This window comes from Bradyrhizobium sp. CCBAU 11430 (assembly GCF_028128855.1).
Taxonomy (GTDB): domain Bacteria; phylum Pseudomonadota; class Alphaproteobacteria; order Rhizobiales; family Xanthobacteraceae; genus Bradyrhizobium; species Bradyrhizobium ottawaense.
In genome coordinates this window covers 195678-215524 of record NZ_LBJV01000073.1, presented here as the reverse complement: position 1 = coordinate 215524, position 19847 = coordinate 195678, and the positions used below count along the sequence as shown (strand labels likewise).

Genomic DNA, 19847 nt, shown 5'->3' with positions numbered 1-19847 from the left:
CGTGAAGGCCGGGCATGAAAGGTCGTGTTACTCGGCCGCTTCCGACGTCGGCGCCGGTCCAACCTTGGAGTTGTGCAGGTCGACGTTGAGGCCGAGCGAGCGCATTTCCTTGACCAGCACGTTGAACGATTCCGGAATACCGGCCTCGAACGTGTCGTCGCCGCGCACGATCGCCTCGTACACCTTGGTACGGCCGGCGACGTCGTCCGACTTCACCGTCAGCATTTCCTGGAGCGTGTACGCCGCGCCGTAAGCCTCGAGCGCCCACACCTCCATTTCGCCGAAGCGCTGGCCACCGAACTGCGCCTTGCCGCCCAGCGGCTGCTGGGTGACGAGCGAGTACGGACCGATCGAACGCGCGTGGATCTTGTCGTCCACGAGATGGTGCAGCTTGAGCATGTAGATGTAGCCCACTGTCACCTTGCGATCGAACGCATCGCCGGTACGGCCGTCATAGACGGTCGACTGACCCGAAGCGTCGAGACCGGCAAGCTTCAGCATCTCCTCGATGTCGGCTTCCTTGGCGCCGTCGAACACCGGCGTCGCGATCGGCACACCGCGGCTGAGGTTATGGCCGAGCTCGATCAACTCGTTGTCGTTGAGCGTCTTGATCGTCTCGTCCTCGCCGTAGACCTTCTTCAAGGTCTCCTTCAGCGGCTTGATGTCCTGCTTCGACAGGTACGCATCGACGGTCTGGCCGATACGCTTGCCGAGGCCGGCGCAGGCCCAGCCGAGATGGGTCTCGAGGATCTGTCCGACGTTCATGCGCGAAGGCACGCCGAGCGGGTTGAGCACGATGTCGGCGTGCGTACCGTCTTCGAGGAACGGCATGTCCTCGATCGGCACGATCTTCGACACCACGCCCTTGTTGCCGTGGCGGCCGGCCATCTTGTCGCCGGGCTGGATCTTGCGCTTCACCGCGACGAAGACCTTGACCATCTTCATCACGCCGGGCGGCAATTCGTCACCGCGCTGAAGCTTCTCGACCTTGTCGAGGAAGCGCTGTTCCAGCCCCTTCTTCGACTCGTCGTACTGCTTCCGCATGGCCTCGATCTCGGCCATCAGCTTGTCGTTCGGCGAGGCGAACAGCCACCACTGCGACTTCGGGTACTCCTCGAGCACCGCACGGGTGATCTTGGTGTCCTTCTTGAAGCCCTTCGGGCCGGCAATGCCCTGCCGCCCTTCGAGCAGCTCGGCAAGACGGTTGTAGACGTTGCGGTCCAGGATCGCCTGCTCGTCGTCGCGGTCCTTGGCCAGACGCTCGATCTCTTCCCGCTCGATCGCCAGCGCACGCTCGTCCTTGTCGACGCCGTGACGGTTGAACACGCGCACTTCCACGATCGTGCCCTGCACGCCCGGAGGAACGCGCAGCGAGGTATCGCGAACGTCGGAAGCCTTCTCGCCGAAGATCGCGCGCAGGAGCTTCTCTTCCGGCGTCATCGGGCTCTCGCCCTTCGGCGTGATCTTGCCGACCAGGATGTCGCCGGCGCGCACTTCCGCACCGATGTAGACGATACCGGCTTCGTCGAGGTTCTTCAGCGCTTCTTCCGAGACGTTCGGAATGTCGCGGGTGATTTCCTCAGGTCCGAGCTTGGTGTCGCGGGCCATCACCTCGAACTCTTCAATATGAATCGAGGTGAAAACGTCTTCCTTCACGATCCGCTCGGAGAGCAGGATCGAGTCTTCGAAGTTGTAGCCGTTCCACGGCATGAACGCGACGAGCACGTTGCGGCCGAGCGCGAGCTCACCGAGATCGGTCGACGGACCGTCGGCGATGATGTCGCCCTTCTTGACGATGTCGCCGACCTTCACCAGCGGACGCTGGTTGATGCAGGTCGACTGGTTCGAGCGCTGGTACTTCATCAGACGGTAGATATCGACGCCCGACTTGGTCGGATCGAGATCTTCCGTGGCGCGGATGACGACGCGGGTGGCGTCGATCTGGTCGATCACGCCCGAACGGCGCGCCGCGATCGCGGCGCCCGAGTCACGCGCAACCACGCCTTCCATGCCGGTGCCGACGAACGGCGCCTCGGCACGAACCAGCGGCACCGCCTGGCGCTGCATGTTCGAGCCCATCAGCGCGCGGTTGGCGTCGTCGTTCTCAAGGAACGGGATCAGCGCCGCGGCCACCGAAACGAGCTGCTTCGGCGACACGTCCATGTAGTCGACCTTGTCGGGCGTCACCGGCAAGACTTCGCCGGCATGACGGCAGACCACGAGGTCTTCGGTGAAGCGGCCCTTCGGGTCGAGCGGCACGTTGGCCTGCGCGACCGTGTAGCGGCCCTCTTCCATCGCCGAGAGATACACGACCTCGTCGGTGACGCGGCCATCCTTGACCTTGCGATAAGGCGTCTCGACGAAGCCGTACTTGTTCACGCGCGCGAAGGTCGCGAGCGAGTTGATCAGGCCGATGTTCGGACCTTCCGGCGTCTCGATCGGGCAGATGCGGCCGTAATGCGTCGGATGCACGTCGCGCACCTCGAAGCCGGCGCGCTCGCGGGTCAGACCGCCCGGTCCAAGCGCCGAGAGACGACGCTTGTGGGTGATCTCGCTGAGCGGGTTGGTCTGGTCCATGAACTGCGAGAGCTGCGAGGAGCCGAAGAACTCGCGCACGGCGGCAGCCGCCGGCTTCGCGTTGATCAGGTCCTGCGGCATGACCGTGTCGATGTCGACCGAGGACATGCGCTCCTTGATCGCGCGCTCCATGCGCAGCAGGCCGATGCGGTACTGGTTCTCCATGAGCTCTCCGACCGAACGCACGCGGCGGTTGCCGAGATGGTCGATGTCGTCGATCTCGCCCTTGCCGTCGCGCAGGTCCACCAGCGTCTTGATGACGGAGAGGATGTCTTCCTTGCGCAGCGTGCGCTGGGTGTCGGGCGCATCGAGGTCGAGGCGCATGTTCATCTTGACGCGGCCGACCGCGGAGAGGTCGTAGCGCTCGGCGTCGAAGAACAGCGACTGGAACATGGCCTGCGCCGAATCCAGCGTCGGCGGCTCGCCCGGACGCATCACGCGGTAGATGTCGAACAGCGCGTCTTCACGCGTCATGTTCTTGTCGGCCGAGAGCGTGTTGCGGATGTAGGCGCCGACATTGACGTGGTCGATGTCGAGCAGCGGCAGTTCCTTGTAGCCGTGCTCGTTGAGCACCTTCATCGACTTGTCGGTGATTTCCTCACCGGCCTCGGCGTGGATCTCACCGGTCTTCGGGTTGACGAGGTCCTCGGCGATGTAGTTGCCGACCAGCTCCTCATCGGCCATGCGCAGCGCCTTCAGCCCCTTCTCCTGGAGCTGGCGGGCGGCACGGACGGTGAGCTTCTTGCCGGCCTCGAGCACGACCTTGCCGGTGTCGGCATCGATCAGGTCGTTGATGGTCGAGTAGCCGCGGAAACGGTTGGCGTCGAACGGAACGCGCCAGCCTTCCTTGGTCCGCTTGTAGAGGATCTTCTTGTAGAACGTCGACAGGATCGCCTCGCCGTCGAGGCCGAGGGCGAACATCAGCGACGTCACCGGAATCTTGCGGCGGCGGTCGATACGCGCATAGACGATGTCCTTGGCGTCGAACTCGATGTCGAGCCAGGAGCCGCGATACGGGATGACGCGGGCGGCGAACAGCAGCTTGCCCGAGGAATGGGTCTTGCCTTTGTCGTGATCGAAGAACACGCCGGGCGAGCGGTGCATCTGCGAGACGATGACGCGCTCGGTGCCGTTGACGATGAAGGTGCCGTTCATCGTCATGAGCGGGATATCGCCCATGTAGACGTCCTGCTCCTTGATGTCCTTCACCGACTTCGCGCCGGTTTCCTCGTCGATATCGAACACGATGAGGCGCAGCGTCACCTTGAGGGGAGCCGCGAAGGTCATGCCGCGCTGGCGGCACTCGTCGACGTCGTATTTCGGCTGCTCGAACTCGTAGCGGACGAATTCCAGCATCGAGGTGCCCGAGAAATCGGAGATCGGAAACACCGAGCGGAACACCGCCTGCAGACCCTCGTCGAGACGGCCACCCTGGGGTTCATCGACCATCAGGAACTGGTCATAGGACGCCTTCTGAACCTCGATGAGGTTCGGCATCTCGGCGACTTCCTTGATGTGTCCGAAGAACTTGCGAACGCGTTTGCGACCGGTGAATGTCTGCTGCGCCATCGTGGCCTCTCATTTTCGTCGCCCGCTCTGGGCGAACCGTCCGAGACGCGGCTGCCACCGCTCCCCGGGTTGAATTTTTCGAACCCGCTTTGGGGGCCGGAGACTCAGCTTCAGGCCGGAATGTCCTGAATCTGTTCTTCAGACCTTCAAAACGCAAAACGACGCGCGGGGCGCTGGTGCGCGCCCGCCCGTCACAACGATCGTTTCACGGACTGCAAAAGCCCGAAATAGCTTGCTCTCCCAACGGCTTACAGGGAATCCGCTATCCCTGCCCACCGCGCTTTCGTGCTGCCGAACCGATATGGGGCGACAATAGTGGAGATTCGAGGGGCGAACCCTCAAATCCCCACACTTTTTCGTGTTCGGCCTGCGTCGGGACGTTCCGTCGCACGCCTTTTGCATCAGCTCGCCCCTTTTTGAGGGGCAAGCAGGATCTCGGACCAAGCTTACGCTCGCCCGAGACCTCGCCAGTAAGCGGTGCTTACTTGAGCTCGACCTTCGCGCCAGCCTTCTCGAGCTGGACCTTGATCTTGTCGGCTTCGTCCTTGTTCACGCCTTCCTTGACAGGCTTCGGCGCGCCCTCGACGAGGTCCTTTGCTTCCTTCAGGCCCAGGCCGGTGATGGCGCGGACTTCCTTGATGACCTCGATCTTCTTGTCGCCGGCGCTGGCGAGAACGACCGTGAACTCGGTCTTCTCTTCCGCCGGAGCGGCGGCAGCGCCACCACCAGCCGGGCCGGCCACGGCGACAGCCGCGGCAGCCGAAACGCCCCACTTTTCTTCGAGGAGCTTCGCCAGTTCAGCGGCTTCGAGCACGGTGAGGCTCGAGAGGTCGTCAACGATCTTCTGCAAGTCAGCCATTGTTCAGTTTCCTTACGTGTAAGTCTGGTTCGGGTTTGAGTTTTGCGAAGGGCGTCAGGCCGCTTCGCCCTTTGAGGCATGAGCCTGGATGACGCGCGCGAGCTTGCCCGCGGGCGCATTGGCGAGCTGAGCGATCTTGGTCGCCGGGGCCACAAGCAGGCCGACGATCTTGGCGCGCAGTTCATCAAGCGACGGCAGCGAGGCAAGCGCCTTCACGCCGTCGACATTCAGGACGGTCTTCCCCATCGAGCCGCCGACGATGACGAACTTTTCGTTCGCCTTGGCGAATTCGATGGCGACCTTTGGCGCCGCTACCGGATCGTTCGAAGTGGCGATCACGGTCGGTCCCTTCAGCATGGGGCCGATGGCAACGACGTCAGTGCCTTCAAGAGCAATTTTGGCGAGACGGTTCTTCGAGACCTTCACCGCAGCGCCCGCCTGCTTCATCTGCTGGCGCAGCTTCTGCATCTGGGCGACGGTGAGGCCGGAATATTGAGCAACGACCGCGACGCTCGTGGTCTTGAAGACCGCGTTGAGCTGTTCGACCGCTTCCTTTTTTGCCGCTCGTTCCACAGCAAGCTCTTTCCGGTTGGCGGTCATCGCGAAAGCGGGACCGCCGGGTTGCACCCATCGCCCCACCCAAAACCTGAACCTCCGGGTCAAAACCCATCGGACACGCGCCGGGCGAGACGACGATTCAAAGCCTGCCCTCCGGGAGCTCTTGAGAGCCCACGGCGTGTCGAGGTCCGAACCAGACCCGTTCGCAACCACCCTTAAGGTGGAAGGCGAAGTGAAATCCGGTCTTCACCCGTCTATGCAGGCCATGCGATTAAGCCGTTGAGAAGTCGAAACTTCCCGCGAGCGCCTGCAGTCTTGGACAGGACAAGGTCAGCCGGCGAACCGCCCGACCCCTGCCCGCACTCCACCAACCGACGGGTTTTTCTTCCTTTTCGGGCAAATCCTCACGGACGTCCTGAAAAGGAATTTCTCCTGTCTTCGGTTTTCGGAATGCGTGCACGAACGCGCCAGCCGAGGCCGGCACGTCCGGAAGCGGTTCTTTAACCGCTCCGGGCCTGCTTGCCAAGAGCAAAATTCACACCAGTTCCAATCCGTTGCCCTGGGCGCTTGATCCGGGCCGATAAGGACCGACTCAGGCCGATTTGACCTCATGAGGCAGCGGCCTGCCCTCGAAGAACGCGGTCAGATTGGCCAAGACGCAGCCTTGCATGGCGACGTGCGAGTCGAGGGTGTGGCCGCCGATATGGGGGGCGAACACGACGTTGGGGAGCGCGGTCAGGGCGTCGGGCGCGTGCGGTTCCTTCTCGAAGACGTCGAGGCCGGCACCCGCGATGGTCTTGTCGGTGAGCGCTGAGACCATGGCCTTCTCGTCGATCACCGAGCCACGGGAGATGTTGACGACATAGCCCTCCGCCCCGAGCCGCTTCAGGATGTCGGCGTTGACGGCATGCTGGGTCTCGGCCCCTGCCCGCACTGCGATCATCAGCACGCTGCACCAGTCGGCGAGCGCCTCGAGCGTCGGAAAATATTGATAGGGCAGATCGTATCTGGTCCGGCTGAAATAGCCGACCTCGCTCTCGAAGGCGGCGCAGCGCGCCGCGATCTTGCGGCCGATCTCGCCCATGCCGTAGACGCCGATACGGCGGCCGGGCATGCCCGCCTGCGGGCGCATCATCGGCGATTGCTTCGACGCCGCCCAGTCACCGCTGCGGACATATTGGTCGGCGACCAGGATCCGCCGGGTCGTCGCCAGCATCAGGGTCATCGCGATGTCGGCGACCGAGGCCGCGTTGGCGCCCGGGCTGTGGCCGACCGCGATGTTGCGGCTGGCTGCCGCTTTCAGGTCGACGCCGTCATAGCCGGTGCCGTAGCAAACGATCGCGCCGAGCTTCGGAAACAGGTCCATCGCCTCCGCGCCGAGCGGCGAGCCGCCTGCGGTCAGCAGTGCGCGGATGCCACTGAGCTCCTCCGCCGAAAGCACCTCGCTAGCGGGCTTGCCACCGGTGTCGAGCAATTCGAACCGCTCGGCGAAACGCGCCATCATCGTCTTGGGAAAGCGCGAATAGATCAGGACCTTGTCAGCCATTGTTCTTGTTTCCGGTGAGCCCTGCCACAAACGACGAGGGGCGGAATCGGTTGCCCAATTCCGCCCTCGCCTCATGCAATTTTCAGACTTAGCCGAGAATGGTGCCCGGCTCGACCTTCACGCCGGGGCCCATGGTCGAGGACACCGCAACGCGCTGGATGTAGGTGCCCTTGGAACCGGCCGGCTTCGCCTTCGAGACAGCATCGGCGAGAGCCTTGATGTTCTCGACCAGCTTCTCCTCGGAGAACGAGGCCTTGCCGACGCCAGCCTGCAGGATGCCGGCCTTCTCGACGCGGAACTCGACCGAGCCGCCCTTGGCACCCTTCACCGCACCGGTGACGTCCATGGTCACGGTGCCGATCTTCGGGTTCGGCATCAGGCCGCGCGGGCCGAGCACCTTACCGAGACGGCCGACCAGCGGCATCATGTCGGGGGTGGCGATGCAGCGGTCGAAATCGATCGAGCCGTTCTGCACCTTCTCGACCAGGTCCTCGGCGCCGACGACGTCGGCACCCGCAGCCTTGGCCTCATCGGCCTTGGCACCGCGGGCGAACACGCCGACGCGGAGCGTACGGCCAGTGCCGTTCGGCAGGGTCACGACGCCGCGGACCATCTGGTCGGCGTGACGCGGATCGACGCCGAGATTGATCGCGACCTCGATGGTCTCGTCGAACTTCGCTTTCGCGCGTTCCTTGACCATCTTGATGGCGTCCGCGAGCGGATAAAGCTTTTCGCGGTCAACACCTTCGCGGGCTTTGTTCAAACGCTTTCCGATTGCCATGACCGCTTACCCCGCCACTTCCAGGCCCATCGAACGGGCAGAGCCCTCGACCATCTTCATGGCCGATTCGATGGAATCGCAATTGAGATCCTTCATCTTCTTCTCGGCGATCTCGCGCACCTGCGCCTTGGTCACCTTGCCGGCCTTGTCGCGGCCCGGCGCCTTCGAGCCGGACTGGATCTTGGCGGCCTGCTTGAGGAAGAACGACATCGGGGGCGTCTTCATCTCGAACGTGAACGAACGATCGGCGTAGATCGTGATCACGACGGGAATCGGGGTGTTCTTCTCTTCCTTCTGGGTCTGCGCGTTGAACGCCTTGCAGAACTCCATGATGTTGAGACCGCGCTGACCGAGCGCGGGACCGATCGGGGGCGAAGGATTCGCCGCACCGGCCGGGACCTGAAGCTTCAGGTATCCGGTCACTTTCTTTGCCATGTATCACTCCTGTTGTGCCGGCAGGCTGCCAGCGGTTTCAGGTTCGTGGTCTGGGTCGGATGCGGCTGGCAACCGCCCTCTCCCTCCCACGGCCTCTTGCTAACGCGAGACCGAAGTCTCACGCCTCGTCCGGTCAGACCTTCTCGACCTGACCGAATTCCAATTCGACCGGCGTGGCACGGCCGAAGATCGACACCGCGACCTTCACGCGCGAGCGCGCCTCGTCGATTTCCTCGACGACACCCGAGAACGAGGCGAACGGGCCATCGGCCACGCGCACGTTCTCGCCGATCTCGAACGACACCGACGCCTTCGGCCGTTCCACGCCTTCCTGCACCTGGTGCAGGATGCGCATGGCCTCGGATTCCGAGATCGGCATCGGCTTGTTTTCAGCGCCGAGGAAGCCCGTGACCTTCGGCGTGTTCTTGATGAGGTGAAATGCTTCGTCGGTCAGCTTCATCTTCACCAGCACATAGCCGGGGAAGAACTTGCGCTCGGCGTCGATCTTGCGGCCGCGGCGCACTTCCGTGACCTTCTCGGTCGGAACCAGCACCAGCTCGAACAGTTCCTCGAGCCCGCGCTGCTTGGCCTGCTCGCGGATCGATTCGGCGACCTTCTTCTCGAAGTTCGAGTAGGCGTGGACGATGTACCAGCGCTTGTCGGACAGTTGAGCGGTTGCGGTTGCCATCAGTGAATGCCCAGAAGGTAAGTGATGAGGACACGGATGATCTGGTCGGCGGCGAAGAAGAAGATCGAGGCCACGGCGACCATGACGAACACCATGATGGTGGTGATCGTGGTCTCGCGGCGGGTCGGCCAAGTGACCTTGGCGGTCTCCGAGCGCACTTCCTGCAAGAACTTGAACGGGCTGACTGCCATCGTTTTGATGTCCAACGTCCGTCGACAGACGCGAATGAATTTCAGGGATCCGAACAGCCGCCGTTGGCCCAGCCCTCTGTCTCGAAGGATGAGCCGGAAACCGGGCTCGATTGTTCGGGGATTTCAAAGCCGCGCCGGAGATCCGCGTCTAACGGGCCGGCTGCGAGTGCGGGGTATCTACTGCGGATAGGACCAAAGGTCAAGATATAGAGGGCCCGACTGGACCAGCCGACCTTCCCGGGCGCTCGAGCAGAGCCCAGCCGGATCAAAGGCTTATCCACCCACCCTTCAGGGCGCAATCGCAGCGCCCGACCGGTTCCTTCCGGACGCTCCCCCGGAGCGCCCGCCTCGGCGCCGTTGCGCGGTCAGTCGGCCCGCTCGACCATGGAAATGCCCGGCAGCGGCACCACGAACTTTCCGCCTTCGGCGAAATAGCGGGCGTGCTTGGCCCGGATCGGGTCGACATAACGCCAGGCGAAGACGACGACGAACGCCGGCTTGCGCTCGTAAAGGGCGGCAGGCGGCAGGATCGGGATGTCGTAACCCGGGCCGGCCATCACGTTCCCCTTCTTGGGATCGTCGTCGACCAGGAAGTCGATCTTGTTCTCCAGGCCGAACTGCGGCAGCAGCGTCGTGGTGCCGACCGAGACGCCGTAGCCGGCAACGAGCTGCCCGCGCGCATGGGCGGCATCAGCCATCGCGACCAGCTCGTCGCGGATCGCGGCGATCCGCTTCACATAGGGCGCATAATAGGCCGGCTGATCGACGCCGAGCCGTTCTTCCTCGGCGACGAAGCGCGCGACCTCAGCCGACGGCTTCTTGGCGCCACCGGCACGCTGCACGGTCACGCGGATCGAGCCACCCTTGGTCCAGATGTGCTGGACGTCGATCAGCTCCATGCCGAGCCGGGCAAAGAAGCGGATCAGCGGCTTGATGTTAAAATACGACAGATGCTCGTGATAGACGGTGTCGAGCAGGTTCTTCTCGGTGACGTCGACGCCGTATTGCGTTTCGAAGACGAACAATCCGTCCGGCGCGAGCACGTCGCGAACCCCGATCACCAGCGGATCGAGATTGTCGACATTGGCGATCATGTTGTTGGCGATCACGACGCTCGCCGCACCGTGGCTCTGCAGGATGCGGTGACCAATGGCATCGGTGAAGAAGTCGCCGATGGTCTCGATCCCCGCTTCCGTCGCGCGCTTCGCGATGTCCACAGCGGGATCGACACCCAACACCCGCATGCCGCGCTCTTTGAAGAAGCCGAGCAGCGATCCATCGTTGCTGCCGAGTTCGACGACCAGCGAGCCGGGCGCGACACCGAAGCGGCTGACGACGTCGTTGGCGTAGCCGGCGAAGTGCTCGCGCAGACCGAGCGAGAGCGAAGTGGTGTAGACGTAGTTGCGGTACTGGATCTCGGGATTACCAACATGGAGAATCTGGAGATGACCGCAATCCCTGCACAGATGCAGCGCCATCGGAACCGCAGCGCGGAACACGGGATCGTCGACGCTGGCGTCCGGGACCTGGAAGTTCGGCGTGCCGATCGGCATGCCTGCCATCGGGACGACAAGCTCCTGCTTGTCCGAATGACAGAGGCGGCAGGTGTGGCGGACGTAGAACAGATTTTTCATCGTGGAACCGAAAAATGAGATACGCGATCGGGTGAGGCAATCCCACCCCGTGAAGACCAGACCGCCAGCAACGGACTCAAGCGGGTCATGGGTGGCTCGAGACTTCCTTGCCCAGCCCGTCGTAGCTGGGGGCTTCCTCCGCCGCCTTGGCGGCCTTGTCCGCTGAATACGATCCGCGCTCCGGACTTGCCAGCCAGATCGCGCCGCCGACGAGCCCGATGATCACGCTGATGGCGCCCAGCAGCAGCGAAACCGACAGCGCCTCCTCGGAAGGGACACCCGCCAGACCGAGGCAGGCGACCATCGCCCCCTCGCGAACACCCCACCCGCTGATCGAGATCGGGACCGCCGTCAACAGTACCACGGGCGGAATCAGGATGCCGGCGTCCACCACCGAAAGCTGTGCTCCGACACCGCGCGCCAGGGCGAAGCAAGCCGCCGCGGTCACGAGATGGATGAGCAGCGCCGACCCGAACAGCAAAGCACGGCGCTCGGACTGCAGCAGGAGAAACCTGACCAGCGCTCCGAACCGGACGAAGCTTGCGATCGCCGGATGGGCGGTGAGGCGCTTGGGCAGACGGTCGAGCGTCAACAGAACCACGGTGCCAGCGACGCCGGCCAGCGTCAGCCCGCCGATGGCCAGGATCGCGGCCTGATCGGACACGCGCGACAACAGGAACGGCAATCCGGCCACCATCAGCGCGATCAGCCCGATCAATGCCGTGAAACGGTCGGCTGCAACGCCCTTGACCGCCTCCGGCCACTGCACGCCGCGCTGGCGCAGCAGCCACATCCGCACCGCATCACCGCCGACCGAGGACGGCAACACCTGATTGAACCAGAGGCTGATCATGAGGATCCGCCAGCCCGCGAGCCAGTCCAGCGACACGCCGAGCGCGCGCATGATCAGCTCCCACCGGCCGTTGAGCACGAAGGTCTGGAAGAAGATCAGCGCCAGCGCCAGGACGAACAGCAAAGGATCGACCGAGACGAGATGGCTGCGCAACCGCTGCAGATCGAGGCCGCGCGCGATGTAGACCAGGACGGCAATCGACAGCAGCAGCTTTACCGAAAACAGGGCCGCCTGTTTGAACCGCGACTGCATCGGATGCCCGCCTCAGGATGCCGGATATTCCGCGCGACCGATCACGAGGTCGATCGCGGCCATCATCCAGAACTGGTGCGTGGTCTCGACAATGTTGTAGCTGCGGCTATCGACGAAGAAATTGACGTCGCCGAGATTGCGCAGCGGATTGTCCGCATTCATGCCCGACAGCGTGATCACGTCGAGCTTCATCGTCCGCGCCTGCGCAACCGCGTTGAGAATGTTCTTCGAGCGCCCCGAGGAGCTGATCGCGACGAGGCAGTCGCCGGCACGCGCGCTCAGCCGCACGGCGTGCGCGATCCAGTCCTCGAATCCGTAATCGTTGGCAAGGCACGACATCATGCTCGCGTCGCTGAAGCAGAGCGCAGGCACCGATGCGTTCTTCGCCAGATCGATCGCCAGATGCGAAGCGATGCCGGCCGAGCCGCCATTACCGATGAAGATGACGCGGCCGCCCTGCTCGCGCGCGCGCAACCATGTGGCGCGGGTGGCGGAGATTGCGGCGAAAGCGCCGTCGTCGATCGCCGTCGCGCGATGGAGGCGCCCCACGTAATCGTCAAGGAAAGCCTTGTGATCGGGATCGACGGACACGGCGGGCATGGGCTGGCGGCTCGATTGCAACATGACCGGGTGATACCGGCTATTACCAAGGATTGCAAAGGTATAATACTTGCAAAGTCGGCGAGCGGCTGGTAGTCGGCTTTCGGGTTTCACTCAACATTGGCGGGCCTGTTTCGCTGGGCATTCGCGTCACGGATGTTCCTCATGAAATGCATCGTTACTGGCGGCGCCGGCTTCATTGGAAGTCACCTCGTCGATCGTCTCCTCGACGACGGCCACGAGGTCATCGCGCTCGATAATTTCGTGATCGGTCGCCCCGAAAATCTGGCCGCACGCGCCGGTTCGAGCCAGTTGAAAGTCGTGCGGGCCGACGTCACCGATCTCGAGTCGATCAAGCCGTATTTCCACGGAATCGACTGGGTCTTCCATCTGGCGGCGCTGGCCGACATCGTTCCCTCGATCGAGTCCCCGATCCCGTATCATCGCGCCAATGTCGACGGCACGGTCAACGTCCTCGAAGCGGCGCGGCACGCCGGCGTCAAGCGCTTCGTCTACGCCGCCTCGTCGTCCTGTTACGGCATTCCCGACGTCTATCCGACGCCGGAGAGCGCCGAGATTCGGCCGATGTATCCCTACGCGCTTACCAAGAATCTCGGCGAGCAGTGCGTCATGCACTGGTGCCAGGTCTACAAGCTGCCTGCGGTCGCGCTGCGCCTGTTCAACGTGTACGGGCCGCGCCATCGCACCACCGGCACCTACGGCGCCGTGTTCGGCGTCTTCATGGCGCAGAAGCTTGCCGGAAAGCCCTTCACGGTGGTCGGCGACGGCGAGCAGACGCGCGATTTCACCTTCGTCAGCGACGTCGCGGACGCCTTCGTCACCGCCGCGCGCTCCGATATCTCGCACGAAATATTCAACGTCGGCTCGGACAACACCTACAGCGTCAACCGGCTGGTCGAGCTTCTCGGCGGCGACAAGGTTCATATTCCCAAGCGTCCGGGCGAGCCCGATTGCACCTACGCCGACATCACCAAAATCAAACGGGTCCTGAACTGGACGCCGAAGGTGAAATTCGAGGACGGCGTCGCGACGATGCTGAAGTCGATGGATCAGTACAAGGACGCGCCCTTGTGGACGGTCGACAAGATCGCCGACGCCACCAAGGACTGGTTCAAATATCTCGGTGACGACGACGGCTCACCGCAGAAGGCAAGCTCTTGAACAGGCTCGCCAGATATCGTTGCTGCGAGTCGATCATTTCAGGCCGGCCATCTGAGACCTGCCGGCGCTTTGGGTAATCCACATGGGTAATGCTGCGACAGACAAGCCGACCGGCCATCCGGCACCGCACGACAAGATCAGGACGATCGAGGAACTGGGCGAGATTGCGCGCGCCGCGCAGGCCAAGGGCCTAACCGTCGCGCTCTGCCACGGCGTGTTCGATCTGGTGCATCTCGGCCACGTCCGGCACATCCTGGCGGCGCGCAACGAGGCCGACGTGGTCATCGTGACCATCACCGCCGACCGTTTCGTCAACAAGGGCCCGGGACGGCCGATCTTTCCGGAGAACATGCGCGCCGAGATGCTGGCCGCGCTCGGCACGGTCGACTGGGTCGGCATCAACCGGACCTCCAGCGCCGAGCCGGTCCTCGATACCGTGCGCCCCGACACCTACGTGAAGGGCTCGGACTACGAGAATCCCGAGGATGACGTCACCGGCAAGATCGCCACCGAGCGCGAGGCCGTCGAACGTCATGGCGGACGGATCGTCTTCACGCGCGACGTCACCTTCAGCTCGTCGTCGCTGCTGAACCGCTATTTCGACATCTACGATCCCCCCCTGCGCGACTACCTCCAGAAGGTACGCGAAGGTGGCGGCGCCGAACGCCTGCTGAAGCTGATCGACAAGATCCAGGACATGCACGTCGTGCTGGTCGGCGATACCATCATCGACGAATACCAGTACGTCACGGCGCTCGGGAAGGCTTCGAAGGAGAACATCGTCGCCACTCTGCTCAAGAATGGGGAGCAATTTGCCGGCGGCGTCATTGCCGCGGCCAATCACGTGGCGAGCTTCTGCAAGTCGGTGGAGATCGTCACGACGCTGGGCGGCAACGACTACCCCGAGGAGTTCATTCGCGCGCATGTCCGCCCGAATGTCACGCTGACGCCGATCCGCATTCAGGGCCGACCGACGACCCGCAAATTGCGGTACGTCGAGATGGGCTATCTGCACAAGCTCTTCGAAGTCTACACCATGGACGACACGCCGCTCGACGAGGCCGAGCGCAAGGAGATCGACCGAATCACCGCCGAGCGCGTTCGTGGCGGAGACGTGGTGATCGTCACCGATTTCGGTCACGGCATGATCGCGTCCAGCACCATCGACACGCTCATCGCGAACTCCAAGTTCCTGGCGGTCAACGCCCAGAGCAACAGCGGAAACCACGGCTACAATCTGATCACGAAATATCCGCGAGCCGACTACGTCTGCATCGACGCGCCGGAAGCGCGGCTGGCCGCGACCGACAAGTTCAGCGACATCGCGTCGGTGATCGAGAATCGCCTGCACGGCAAGATCGATTGCGACAACATGATCATCACGCACGGCTCCTTCGGCTGCTACCCCTTCTCGTCGAAGACCGGCGTCGCGCGCGTGCCCGCTTTCACCAAGACCGTCGTCGACACGGTCGGCGCCGGCGATGCCTTCCTGACGATCACGGCGCCGCTGGTGGCGGCCGGCGGCAATATCGAGGACGTCGCCTTCATCGGCAACGCGGCAGGCGCGATCAAGGTCGGCATCGTCGGTCACCGCAACTCGGTCGAAAAGGCGCCGCTGGTCAAATTCGTCACCGCGTTGTTGAAGTAACGCGAACCGGAAATCTGGAGAACGACAGTGATTGATCAGAAATGGAACGTGATGGTCACCGGCGGCGCCGGCTATGTCGGCAGCGTGCTGGTTCCCCAGTTGCTGGCAGCGGGCCACAAGGTCACGGTGCTCGACCTGTTCATGTATGGCGAATCCGTCTTCGACGCGGTTCGCAACAATCCGAACCTTCGCCTGATCAAGGGCGACATCCGCGATGAGGCCGCGATCAACGAGGCCCTGCGCGGCAACAATGCGGTGATCCACCTCGCCTGCATCTCCAACGATCCCTCGTTCGAGCTCGATCCGGGGCTCGGCAAGTCCATCAACTACGACTGCTTCCGTCCGATGGTGCGCGCCGCGAAGAAGGCCGGCATCAAGCGCTTCATCTACGCCTCCTCCTCGAGCGTCTACGGCATCAAGGACGAGGCCGAGGTGACCGAGGAACTGTCCTGCGAGCCGCTCACGGACTACTCCAAGTTCAAGGCGATGTGCGAGACCGACCTCGCCGAAGAGGCCGCGGCCGGCTTCGTCACCTGCACGGTTCGTCCCGCCACCGTCTGCGGCTATGCACCGCGGCAGCGGCTCGACGTCGTGGTCAACATCCTGACCAACCTCGCGGTCAACACCGGCCGCATCCGCGTGTTCGGCGGAACGCAGAAGCGGCCCAATCTGCACATCGAGGACATGTCGGCGGCCTATCTGTTCCTGCTGCAGCAGGATGACGCGAAGATCGACGGCAAGACCTACAATATCGGCTACGAGAACCACTCGCTGATGAAGATCGCCGACATCGTCAAATCGGTGGTCGGAAACAACGTCGAGGTCGCCGTCGAGCCGACCGACGATCTGCGCTCCTACCACGTCTCCTCGGAGAAGATCCGCCGCGAACTCGGATTTGCACCGACGCACACGATCGAGCAGGCCGTGTCCGGCCTCGTGGACGCCTTCAGGTCCGGCCGCCTGCCGAACTCGCTCAACGATCCCCGGTATTTCAACATCAAGATGATGCAGAACATCAGCCTGAAGTGAGCGGCGTGCGGATCGGCATCGATTTCGACAACACGATCATCTGCTACGACAAGGTCTTTGCCGCCGCGGCGCGTCAGCGCGACCTGGTGCCGGAGGGCTGGGAGGGGCTGAAGAACGATGTGCGGGATCTCTTGCGATCCCGCACGGGTGGCGAGCTCGCCTGGCAAGGCCTGCAAGGCTTCGTCTACGGCAAGGGCATTGGCGGCGCCGAAATTTATCCGGGCGTGCGCGAATTCCTCGCGGCGTGCAGACAGGCCGGCGCCAGGGTGTACATCGTCAGCCACAAGACCCGATTTGGTCATCAGGACCCCGACCATACCGACCTGCGCGAGGCCGCACGCGGCTGGCTGCGTGGCGCCGGCCTCATCGACGCTGCGGAGGCGGCAGTGGCCAGCGGCGATGTTTATTTCGAGGACACGATGGCGGCCAAGGTCGACAGGCTCGCGAGCCTGGAGCTGGACATCTTCATCGACGATCTCGTCGAGGTCTTCGAGCAGCCGCATTTCCCGAAGGACACGCGATCGATCCTGTTCACGCGTTCGCAGTCCCCGCACCCCGAACATTGCACGCCGATCGCGACATGGGCCGGCATCCGCGACGAGGTGTTTGCGGCATGAGCGAGCCCGACATCAGCGCAGCGGATGCGATCTCGATCGGCAGCCGCCTTGCCGGAGCAACGGTCGCGGCCGCCCACCCGGCGCGGTCCGGCGGCAACAACAGGGTGTTTCGGCTGGAGATGGCGGAGGGTCCACCCCTCGCCCTCAAGCATTATCCGTCCGACGGGCGCGACCGGCTGGGACAGGAATATGACGCGCTGACGTTTCTGTCACGCCATGGGATTACATCGACGCCGCGGCCGATTGCAAAGGACGCGGATGCGTTCTGCGCGCTGTATCAATGGTTCGACGGTGACGCGGCGGTGCTGCGTCCCCGGGACGACGATGCCGACCAGCTGGCCGATTTCCTGATCGAATTGCAGAAGTTGCGCGACGCCGAAGGTGCGCAGACCTTGCGCAATGCGTCAGCCAGCATCTTTTCACCCGAGGAAGCCATCGCCCAGTACGAGCAGCGCCTCGACGGGTTGACGCGCGAGTCGCAGGATCACCCCGAGCTGCGTACGTTCATCGACGGCAGCCTGGTTCCCAGCACGGCCGTCGCCATCCAAAGGCTCCGCCAACGTTATGCGGAACTGGGGCGGGATCCCGCAGCGGATCTTCTGCCCGCGCATCGCGCATTGAGCCCGTCCGATTTCGGACTGCACAACGCGCTGCGCGGCGAAGACGGCAGGCTGCGCTTCATCGACTTCGAATATTTCGGCTGGGACGATCCGGTCAAACTGCTGTCCGATACCGCGATCCACCCCGGCAGCGATCTGCCCGCAACAAGCGCGAATCGCCTCATCGAACGCCTCACGCAAGCCTTTGCGGCTAGGGATGACGCGTTTGCGATCCGCCGTGACGTACTGTATCCTGTGTTCGGGGCGATCTGGTGCCTGATTGTCCTGAATGCCTATTTGCCCGAAAGCCGCTCCCGGCGCGCCTTGGCTGCGCAAGGTGGCGATCTGACGGTCCGCCTTGCCGGTCAGCTCGACAAAGCACGCCGGCTTCATCAAACGATTTGCCAACGTGATCCAGATCTCACCCCACGCTGAAGCCGCCCTCACCTGCACGCTGGACGAGCGCAGTCTCTATTTGCGCCGCCTGGTCCTTGGTTCTGTTCGCTCCGCAGGACGCGGCCATGTCGGTCCGGCCCTGTCGCTGATCGAAATGGTCCGCGTGCTCTACGACGACATCCTGCGGATCGATCCGAACAACCCGCGCGATCCGGAACGCGACCGCGCGATCCTCAGCAAGGGGCACGGGTGCCTGGCGCTCTACGCGCTGCTCGCCGATCGCGGCTTCTTCCCGCTGTCGGAGCTCGACGGCTTTTGCGGCTCCGACAGTATCTTGGGCGGACATCCCGAATACGGCATGGTGCCGGGTGTCGAGGCGTCGACCGGCGCGCTCGGACACGGCCTGTCGATCGGCGTCGGCCTTGCGCTCGCCGCCCGCATGCGCGAGCGCAATTACCGGACCTTCGTGCTGCTCGGCGACGGCGAGATCAACGAAGGATCGGTGTGGGAGGCCGCCATGGGCGCGGCCAAGCACGGGCTCGACAACCTCGTCGCGATGATCGACTACAACAAGCTTCAGAGCTACGGCCCCACCGACTACGTGCTGCCGCTGGAGCCGCTCGCGGACAAATGGCGCAGCTTCGGCTTTGCCGTGCAGGAGCTCAACGGCCACGACGTCGGCGCCCTGCGCACCGTCCTGAAGCAGGTCCCGGCCGTACCGGGCAAGCCCACCGCGATCATCTGCCATACCGTCAAGGGCAAGGGTCTGCCGCCCGCAGAATCCAACGCCGATTGGCATCACAAGAACAAGCTGTCCGACAGTGAGCTCGACGCCATCCGCGTCGCCGTCGGCGATTTTTGATCGGCTCCCCATGCGCAACACCGCGATGAACATGGTCCACAAGCTCGCCGCGCGCGACGAGCGTGTGCTTTACATCGGCTCCGATCCCGGCGCCGGCACGCTGCGTGCGATGAGCAAGGAGTTTCCCAAGCGCCATCTGATCGAGGGCATTTCGGAAGCGCACATCATCGGCATGTCGGCCGGCCTCGCGATGGAAGGCTTCGTGCCTTACGTCAATACCATCGCGACCTTCCTCACCCGCCGCTGCTACGAGCAGGTGGCCGTCGATCTCTGTTTGCACAATCTGCCGGTGCGGCTGATCGCCAATGGTGGCGGGCTCGTCTACGCGCCGCTCGGCCCCACCCACCAGGCGATCGAGGACATCGCCATCATGAGGGCGCTGCCGAACATGACGGTGGTCTGCCCATGCGACGCCGACGAGGCCGCGCGCATGATGGACAAGACGCTCGACTGGACCGGACCGATCTACATCCGGCTCGGCAAGGGCGGTGATGCCATCGTCTCGAAGGCCGAGCACGGCTTCGAGATCGGCAAGGCCATCCTGATGCGCCCGCCGGGCGACGTCCTCATGGTGACCACCGGCATCATGCTCCAGCGCGCCATCGCCGCAGCCGACCTGCTGGCCGCGCAAGGCATTCGCGCCGGCATCCTGCACATGCATACGGTGAAGCCGCTCGACACCGAAGCGCTGCTGCAAGCGATCCGCGGCATCAAGCTCGTGGCAACGCTGGAGGAGCACGTGCCCTCCGGCGGCCTCGGCAGTGCGGTTGCGGAGACGCTGATCGACAAGCTCGGCTCCGGCCTGCCCGCGATGCTGCGGCTGTCGCTGCCGGACCGCTTCATGCACAATTACGGCTCGCAGGACTCGCTGCTGAAGAAGCACGGCCTCGCGCCCAACGCCATTGCGACCTCGATCGAGCACGCGCTCGCGGCGTCGCGCACCTCCGCTCCTCAACTCCATTCCACCTGAC

General features: G+C 63.6%; 18 protein-coding genes. 7 read left to right on the top strand and 11 right to left on the bottom strand.

All coding sequences use genetic code 11. The annotated features are described in order from the left end of the window. Positions 1–27: 27 nt before the first annotated feature. The 11 genes from rpoB to XI04_RS35800 all read right to left on the bottom strand — a co-directional run bounded on the left by rpoB (position 28) and on the right by XI04_RS35800 (position 12543). Positions 28–4146 (bottom strand): DNA-directed RNA polymerase subunit beta, encoded by a 4119-nt coding sequence (gene rpoB, locus XI04_RS35850; protein WP_028141012.1) that lies wholly within the window; start codon positions 4144–4146, stop codon positions 28–30. A 481-nt stretch (positions 4147–4627) separates the two neighbouring features. Beyond that, positions 4628–5005: a 50S ribosomal protein L7/L12 gene (rplL, locus tag XI04_RS35845; RefSeq protein WP_018322255.1), complete on the bottom strand. Its 378-nt coding sequence runs from the start codon at positions 5003–5005 to the stop codon at positions 4628–4630. A gap of 54 nt (positions 5006–5059) precedes the next feature. Next, positions 5060–5578: a 50S ribosomal protein L10 gene (gene rplJ / locus XI04_RS35840; protein WP_271608883.1), complete on the bottom strand. Its 519-nt coding sequence runs from the start codon at positions 5576–5578 to the stop codon at positions 5060–5062. Positions 5579–6155: 577 nt separating this feature from the next. Next, the gene (locus XI04_RS35835; protein ID WP_271608884.1) at positions 6156–7109 is read right to left on the bottom strand and encodes a 2-hydroxyacid dehydrogenase; all 954 of its coding nucleotides are present in this window, start codon (positions 7107–7109) and stop codon (positions 6156–6158) included. 88 nt (positions 7110–7197) lie between these two features. Further along, complete coding sequence (gene rplA / locus XI04_RS35830) at positions 7198–7890, bottom strand: 50S ribosomal protein L1 (protein ID WP_014494487.1); 693 nt, start codon at positions 7888–7890, stop codon at positions 7198–7200. Between the two features lie 6 nt (positions 7891–7896). Next, positions 7897–8325 carry a 50S ribosomal protein L11 gene (rplK, locus tag XI04_RS35825; RefSeq protein ID WP_006611824.1) on the bottom strand — a complete coding sequence of 143 codons (429 nt, stop codon included), beginning with the start codon at positions 8323–8325 and terminating at the stop codon, positions 7897–7899. Between the two features lie 133 nt (positions 8326–8458). Continuing rightward, complete coding sequence (gene nusG / locus XI04_RS35820; protein WP_008136441.1) at positions 8459–9013, bottom strand: transcription termination/antitermination protein NusG; 555 nt, start codon at positions 9011–9013, stop codon at positions 8459–8461. Continuing rightward, positions 9013–9204 (bottom strand): preprotein translocase subunit SecE, encoded by a 192-nt coding sequence (secE, locus tag XI04_RS35815; protein ID WP_026202711.1) that lies wholly within the window; start codon positions 9202–9204, stop codon positions 9013–9015. Before secE ends, nusG begins: the two co-directional genes overlap by 1 nt. Positions 9205–9569: 365 nt before the next feature. After that, positions 9570–10838 (bottom strand): class I SAM-dependent methyltransferase, encoded by a 1269-nt coding sequence (locus XI04_RS35810; RefSeq protein ID WP_028141015.1) that lies wholly within the window; start codon positions 10836–10838, stop codon positions 9570–9572. 85 nt (positions 10839–10923) lie between these two features. Then, positions 10924–11943 carry a lysylphosphatidylglycerol synthase transmembrane domain-containing protein gene (locus XI04_RS35805; RefSeq protein ID WP_028141016.1) on the bottom strand — a complete coding sequence of 340 codons (1020 nt, stop codon included), beginning with the start codon at positions 11941–11943 and terminating at the stop codon, positions 10924–10926. A gap of 12 nt (positions 11944–11955) precedes the next feature. Beyond that, on the bottom strand, positions 11956–12543 hold the full coding sequence (locus tag XI04_RS35800) for an SIS domain-containing protein (protein ID WP_240536482.1): 588 nt from the start codon (positions 12541–12543) through the stop codon (positions 11956–11958). 165 nt (positions 12544–12708) lie between these two features. Here XI04_RS35800 and XI04_RS35795 point away from each other — a divergent pair, with 165 nt between their 5' ends. The 7 genes from XI04_RS35795 to XI04_RS35765 all read left to right on the top strand — a co-directional run bounded on the left by XI04_RS35795 (position 12709) and on the right by XI04_RS35765 (position 19846). Then, positions 12709–13725 (top strand): SDR family oxidoreductase, encoded by a 1017-nt coding sequence (locus tag XI04_RS35795; protein WP_095426287.1) that lies wholly within the window; start codon positions 12709–12711, stop codon positions 13723–13725. A gap of 82 nt (positions 13726–13807) precedes the next feature. Next, positions 13808–15373 (top strand): PfkB family carbohydrate kinase, encoded by a 1566-nt coding sequence (locus XI04_RS35790; RefSeq protein WP_028141019.1) that lies wholly within the window; start codon positions 13808–13810, stop codon positions 15371–15373. 27 nt (positions 15374–15400) lie between these two features. Continuing rightward, positions 15401–16402 carry an NAD-dependent epimerase/dehydratase family protein gene (locus tag XI04_RS35785; RefSeq protein WP_028141020.1) on the top strand — a complete coding sequence of 334 codons (1002 nt, stop codon included), beginning with the start codon at positions 15401–15403 and terminating at the stop codon, positions 16400–16402. Positions 16403–16407: 5 nt separating this feature from the next. After that, positions 16408–17019 (top strand): hypothetical protein, encoded by a 612-nt coding sequence (locus XI04_RS35780; protein WP_240536481.1) that lies wholly within the window; start codon positions 16408–16410, stop codon positions 17017–17019. Then, complete coding sequence (locus XI04_RS35775; protein ID WP_049806676.1) at positions 17016–18053, top strand: aminoglycoside phosphotransferase family protein; 1038 nt, start codon at positions 17016–17018, stop codon at positions 18051–18053. Before XI04_RS35780 ends, XI04_RS35775 begins: the two co-directional genes overlap by 4 nt. Then, entirely contained in the window at positions 18028–18876 is an 849-nt protein-coding gene (locus tag XI04_RS35770) for a transketolase (RefSeq protein ID WP_212428708.1), read from the top strand. The genes XI04_RS35775 and XI04_RS35770 overlap by 26 nt, the downstream gene beginning before the upstream one ends. Positions 18877–18886: 10 nt before the next feature. Further along, a complete protein-coding gene (locus tag XI04_RS35765) occupies positions 18887–19846 on the top strand; it encodes a transketolase family protein (protein ID WP_028141024.1) in 960 nt (319 codons plus the stop codon). The last annotated feature ends 1 nt before the right edge of the window (position 19847 follow it).

Coding starts and splice junctions, on each gene's coding strand:
- XI04_RS35775 (WP_049806676.1), top strand. CDS start 17,016: ATGAGCGAGCCCGACATCAGCGCAGCGGATGCGATCTCGATCGGCAGC.
- XI04_RS35765 (WP_028141024.1), top strand. CDS start 18,887: ATGCGCAACACCGCGATGAACATGGTCCACAAGCTCGCCGCGCGCGAC.
- rplL (WP_018322255.1), bottom strand. CDS start 5,005: ATGGCTGACTTGCAGAAGATCGTTGACGACCTCTCGAGCCTCACCGTG.
- rplK (WP_006611824.1), bottom strand. CDS start 8,325: ATGGCAAAGAAAGTGACCGGATACCTGAAGCTTCAGGTCCCGGCCGGT.
- XI04_RS35790 (WP_028141019.1), top strand. CDS start 13,808: ATGGGTAATGCTGCGACAGACAAGCCGACCGGCCATCCGGCACCGCAC.
- secE (WP_026202711.1), bottom strand. CDS start 9,204: ATGGCAGTCAGCCCGTTCAAGTTCTTGCAGGAAGTGCGCTCGGAGACC.
- XI04_RS35805 (WP_028141016.1), bottom strand. CDS start 11,943: ATGCAGTCGCGGTTCAAACAGGCGGCCCTGTTTTCGGTAAAGCTGCTG.
- XI04_RS35800 (WP_240536482.1), bottom strand. CDS start 12,543: ATGCCCGCCGTGTCCGTCGATCCCGATCACAAGGCTTTCCTTGACGAT.
- XI04_RS35835 (WP_271608884.1), bottom strand. CDS start 7,109: ATGGCTGACAAGGTCCTGATCTATTCGCGCTTTCCCAAGACGATGATG.
- rpoB (WP_028141012.1), bottom strand. CDS start 4,146: ATGGCGCAGCAGACATTCACCGGTCGCAAACGCGTTCGCAAGTTCTTC.
- XI04_RS35795 (WP_095426287.1), top strand. CDS start 12,709: ATGAAATGCATCGTTACTGGCGGCGCCGGCTTCATTGGAAGTCACCTC.
- rplA (WP_014494487.1), bottom strand. CDS start 7,890: ATGGCAATCGGAAAGCGTTTGAACAAAGCCCGCGAAGGTGTTGACCGC.
- XI04_RS35810 (WP_028141015.1), bottom strand. CDS start 10,838: ATGAAAAATCTGTTCTACGTCCGCCACACCTGCCGCCTCTGTCATTCG.
- nusG (WP_008136441.1), bottom strand. CDS start 9,013: ATGGCAACCGCAACCGCTCAACTGTCCGACAAGCGCTGGTACATCGTC.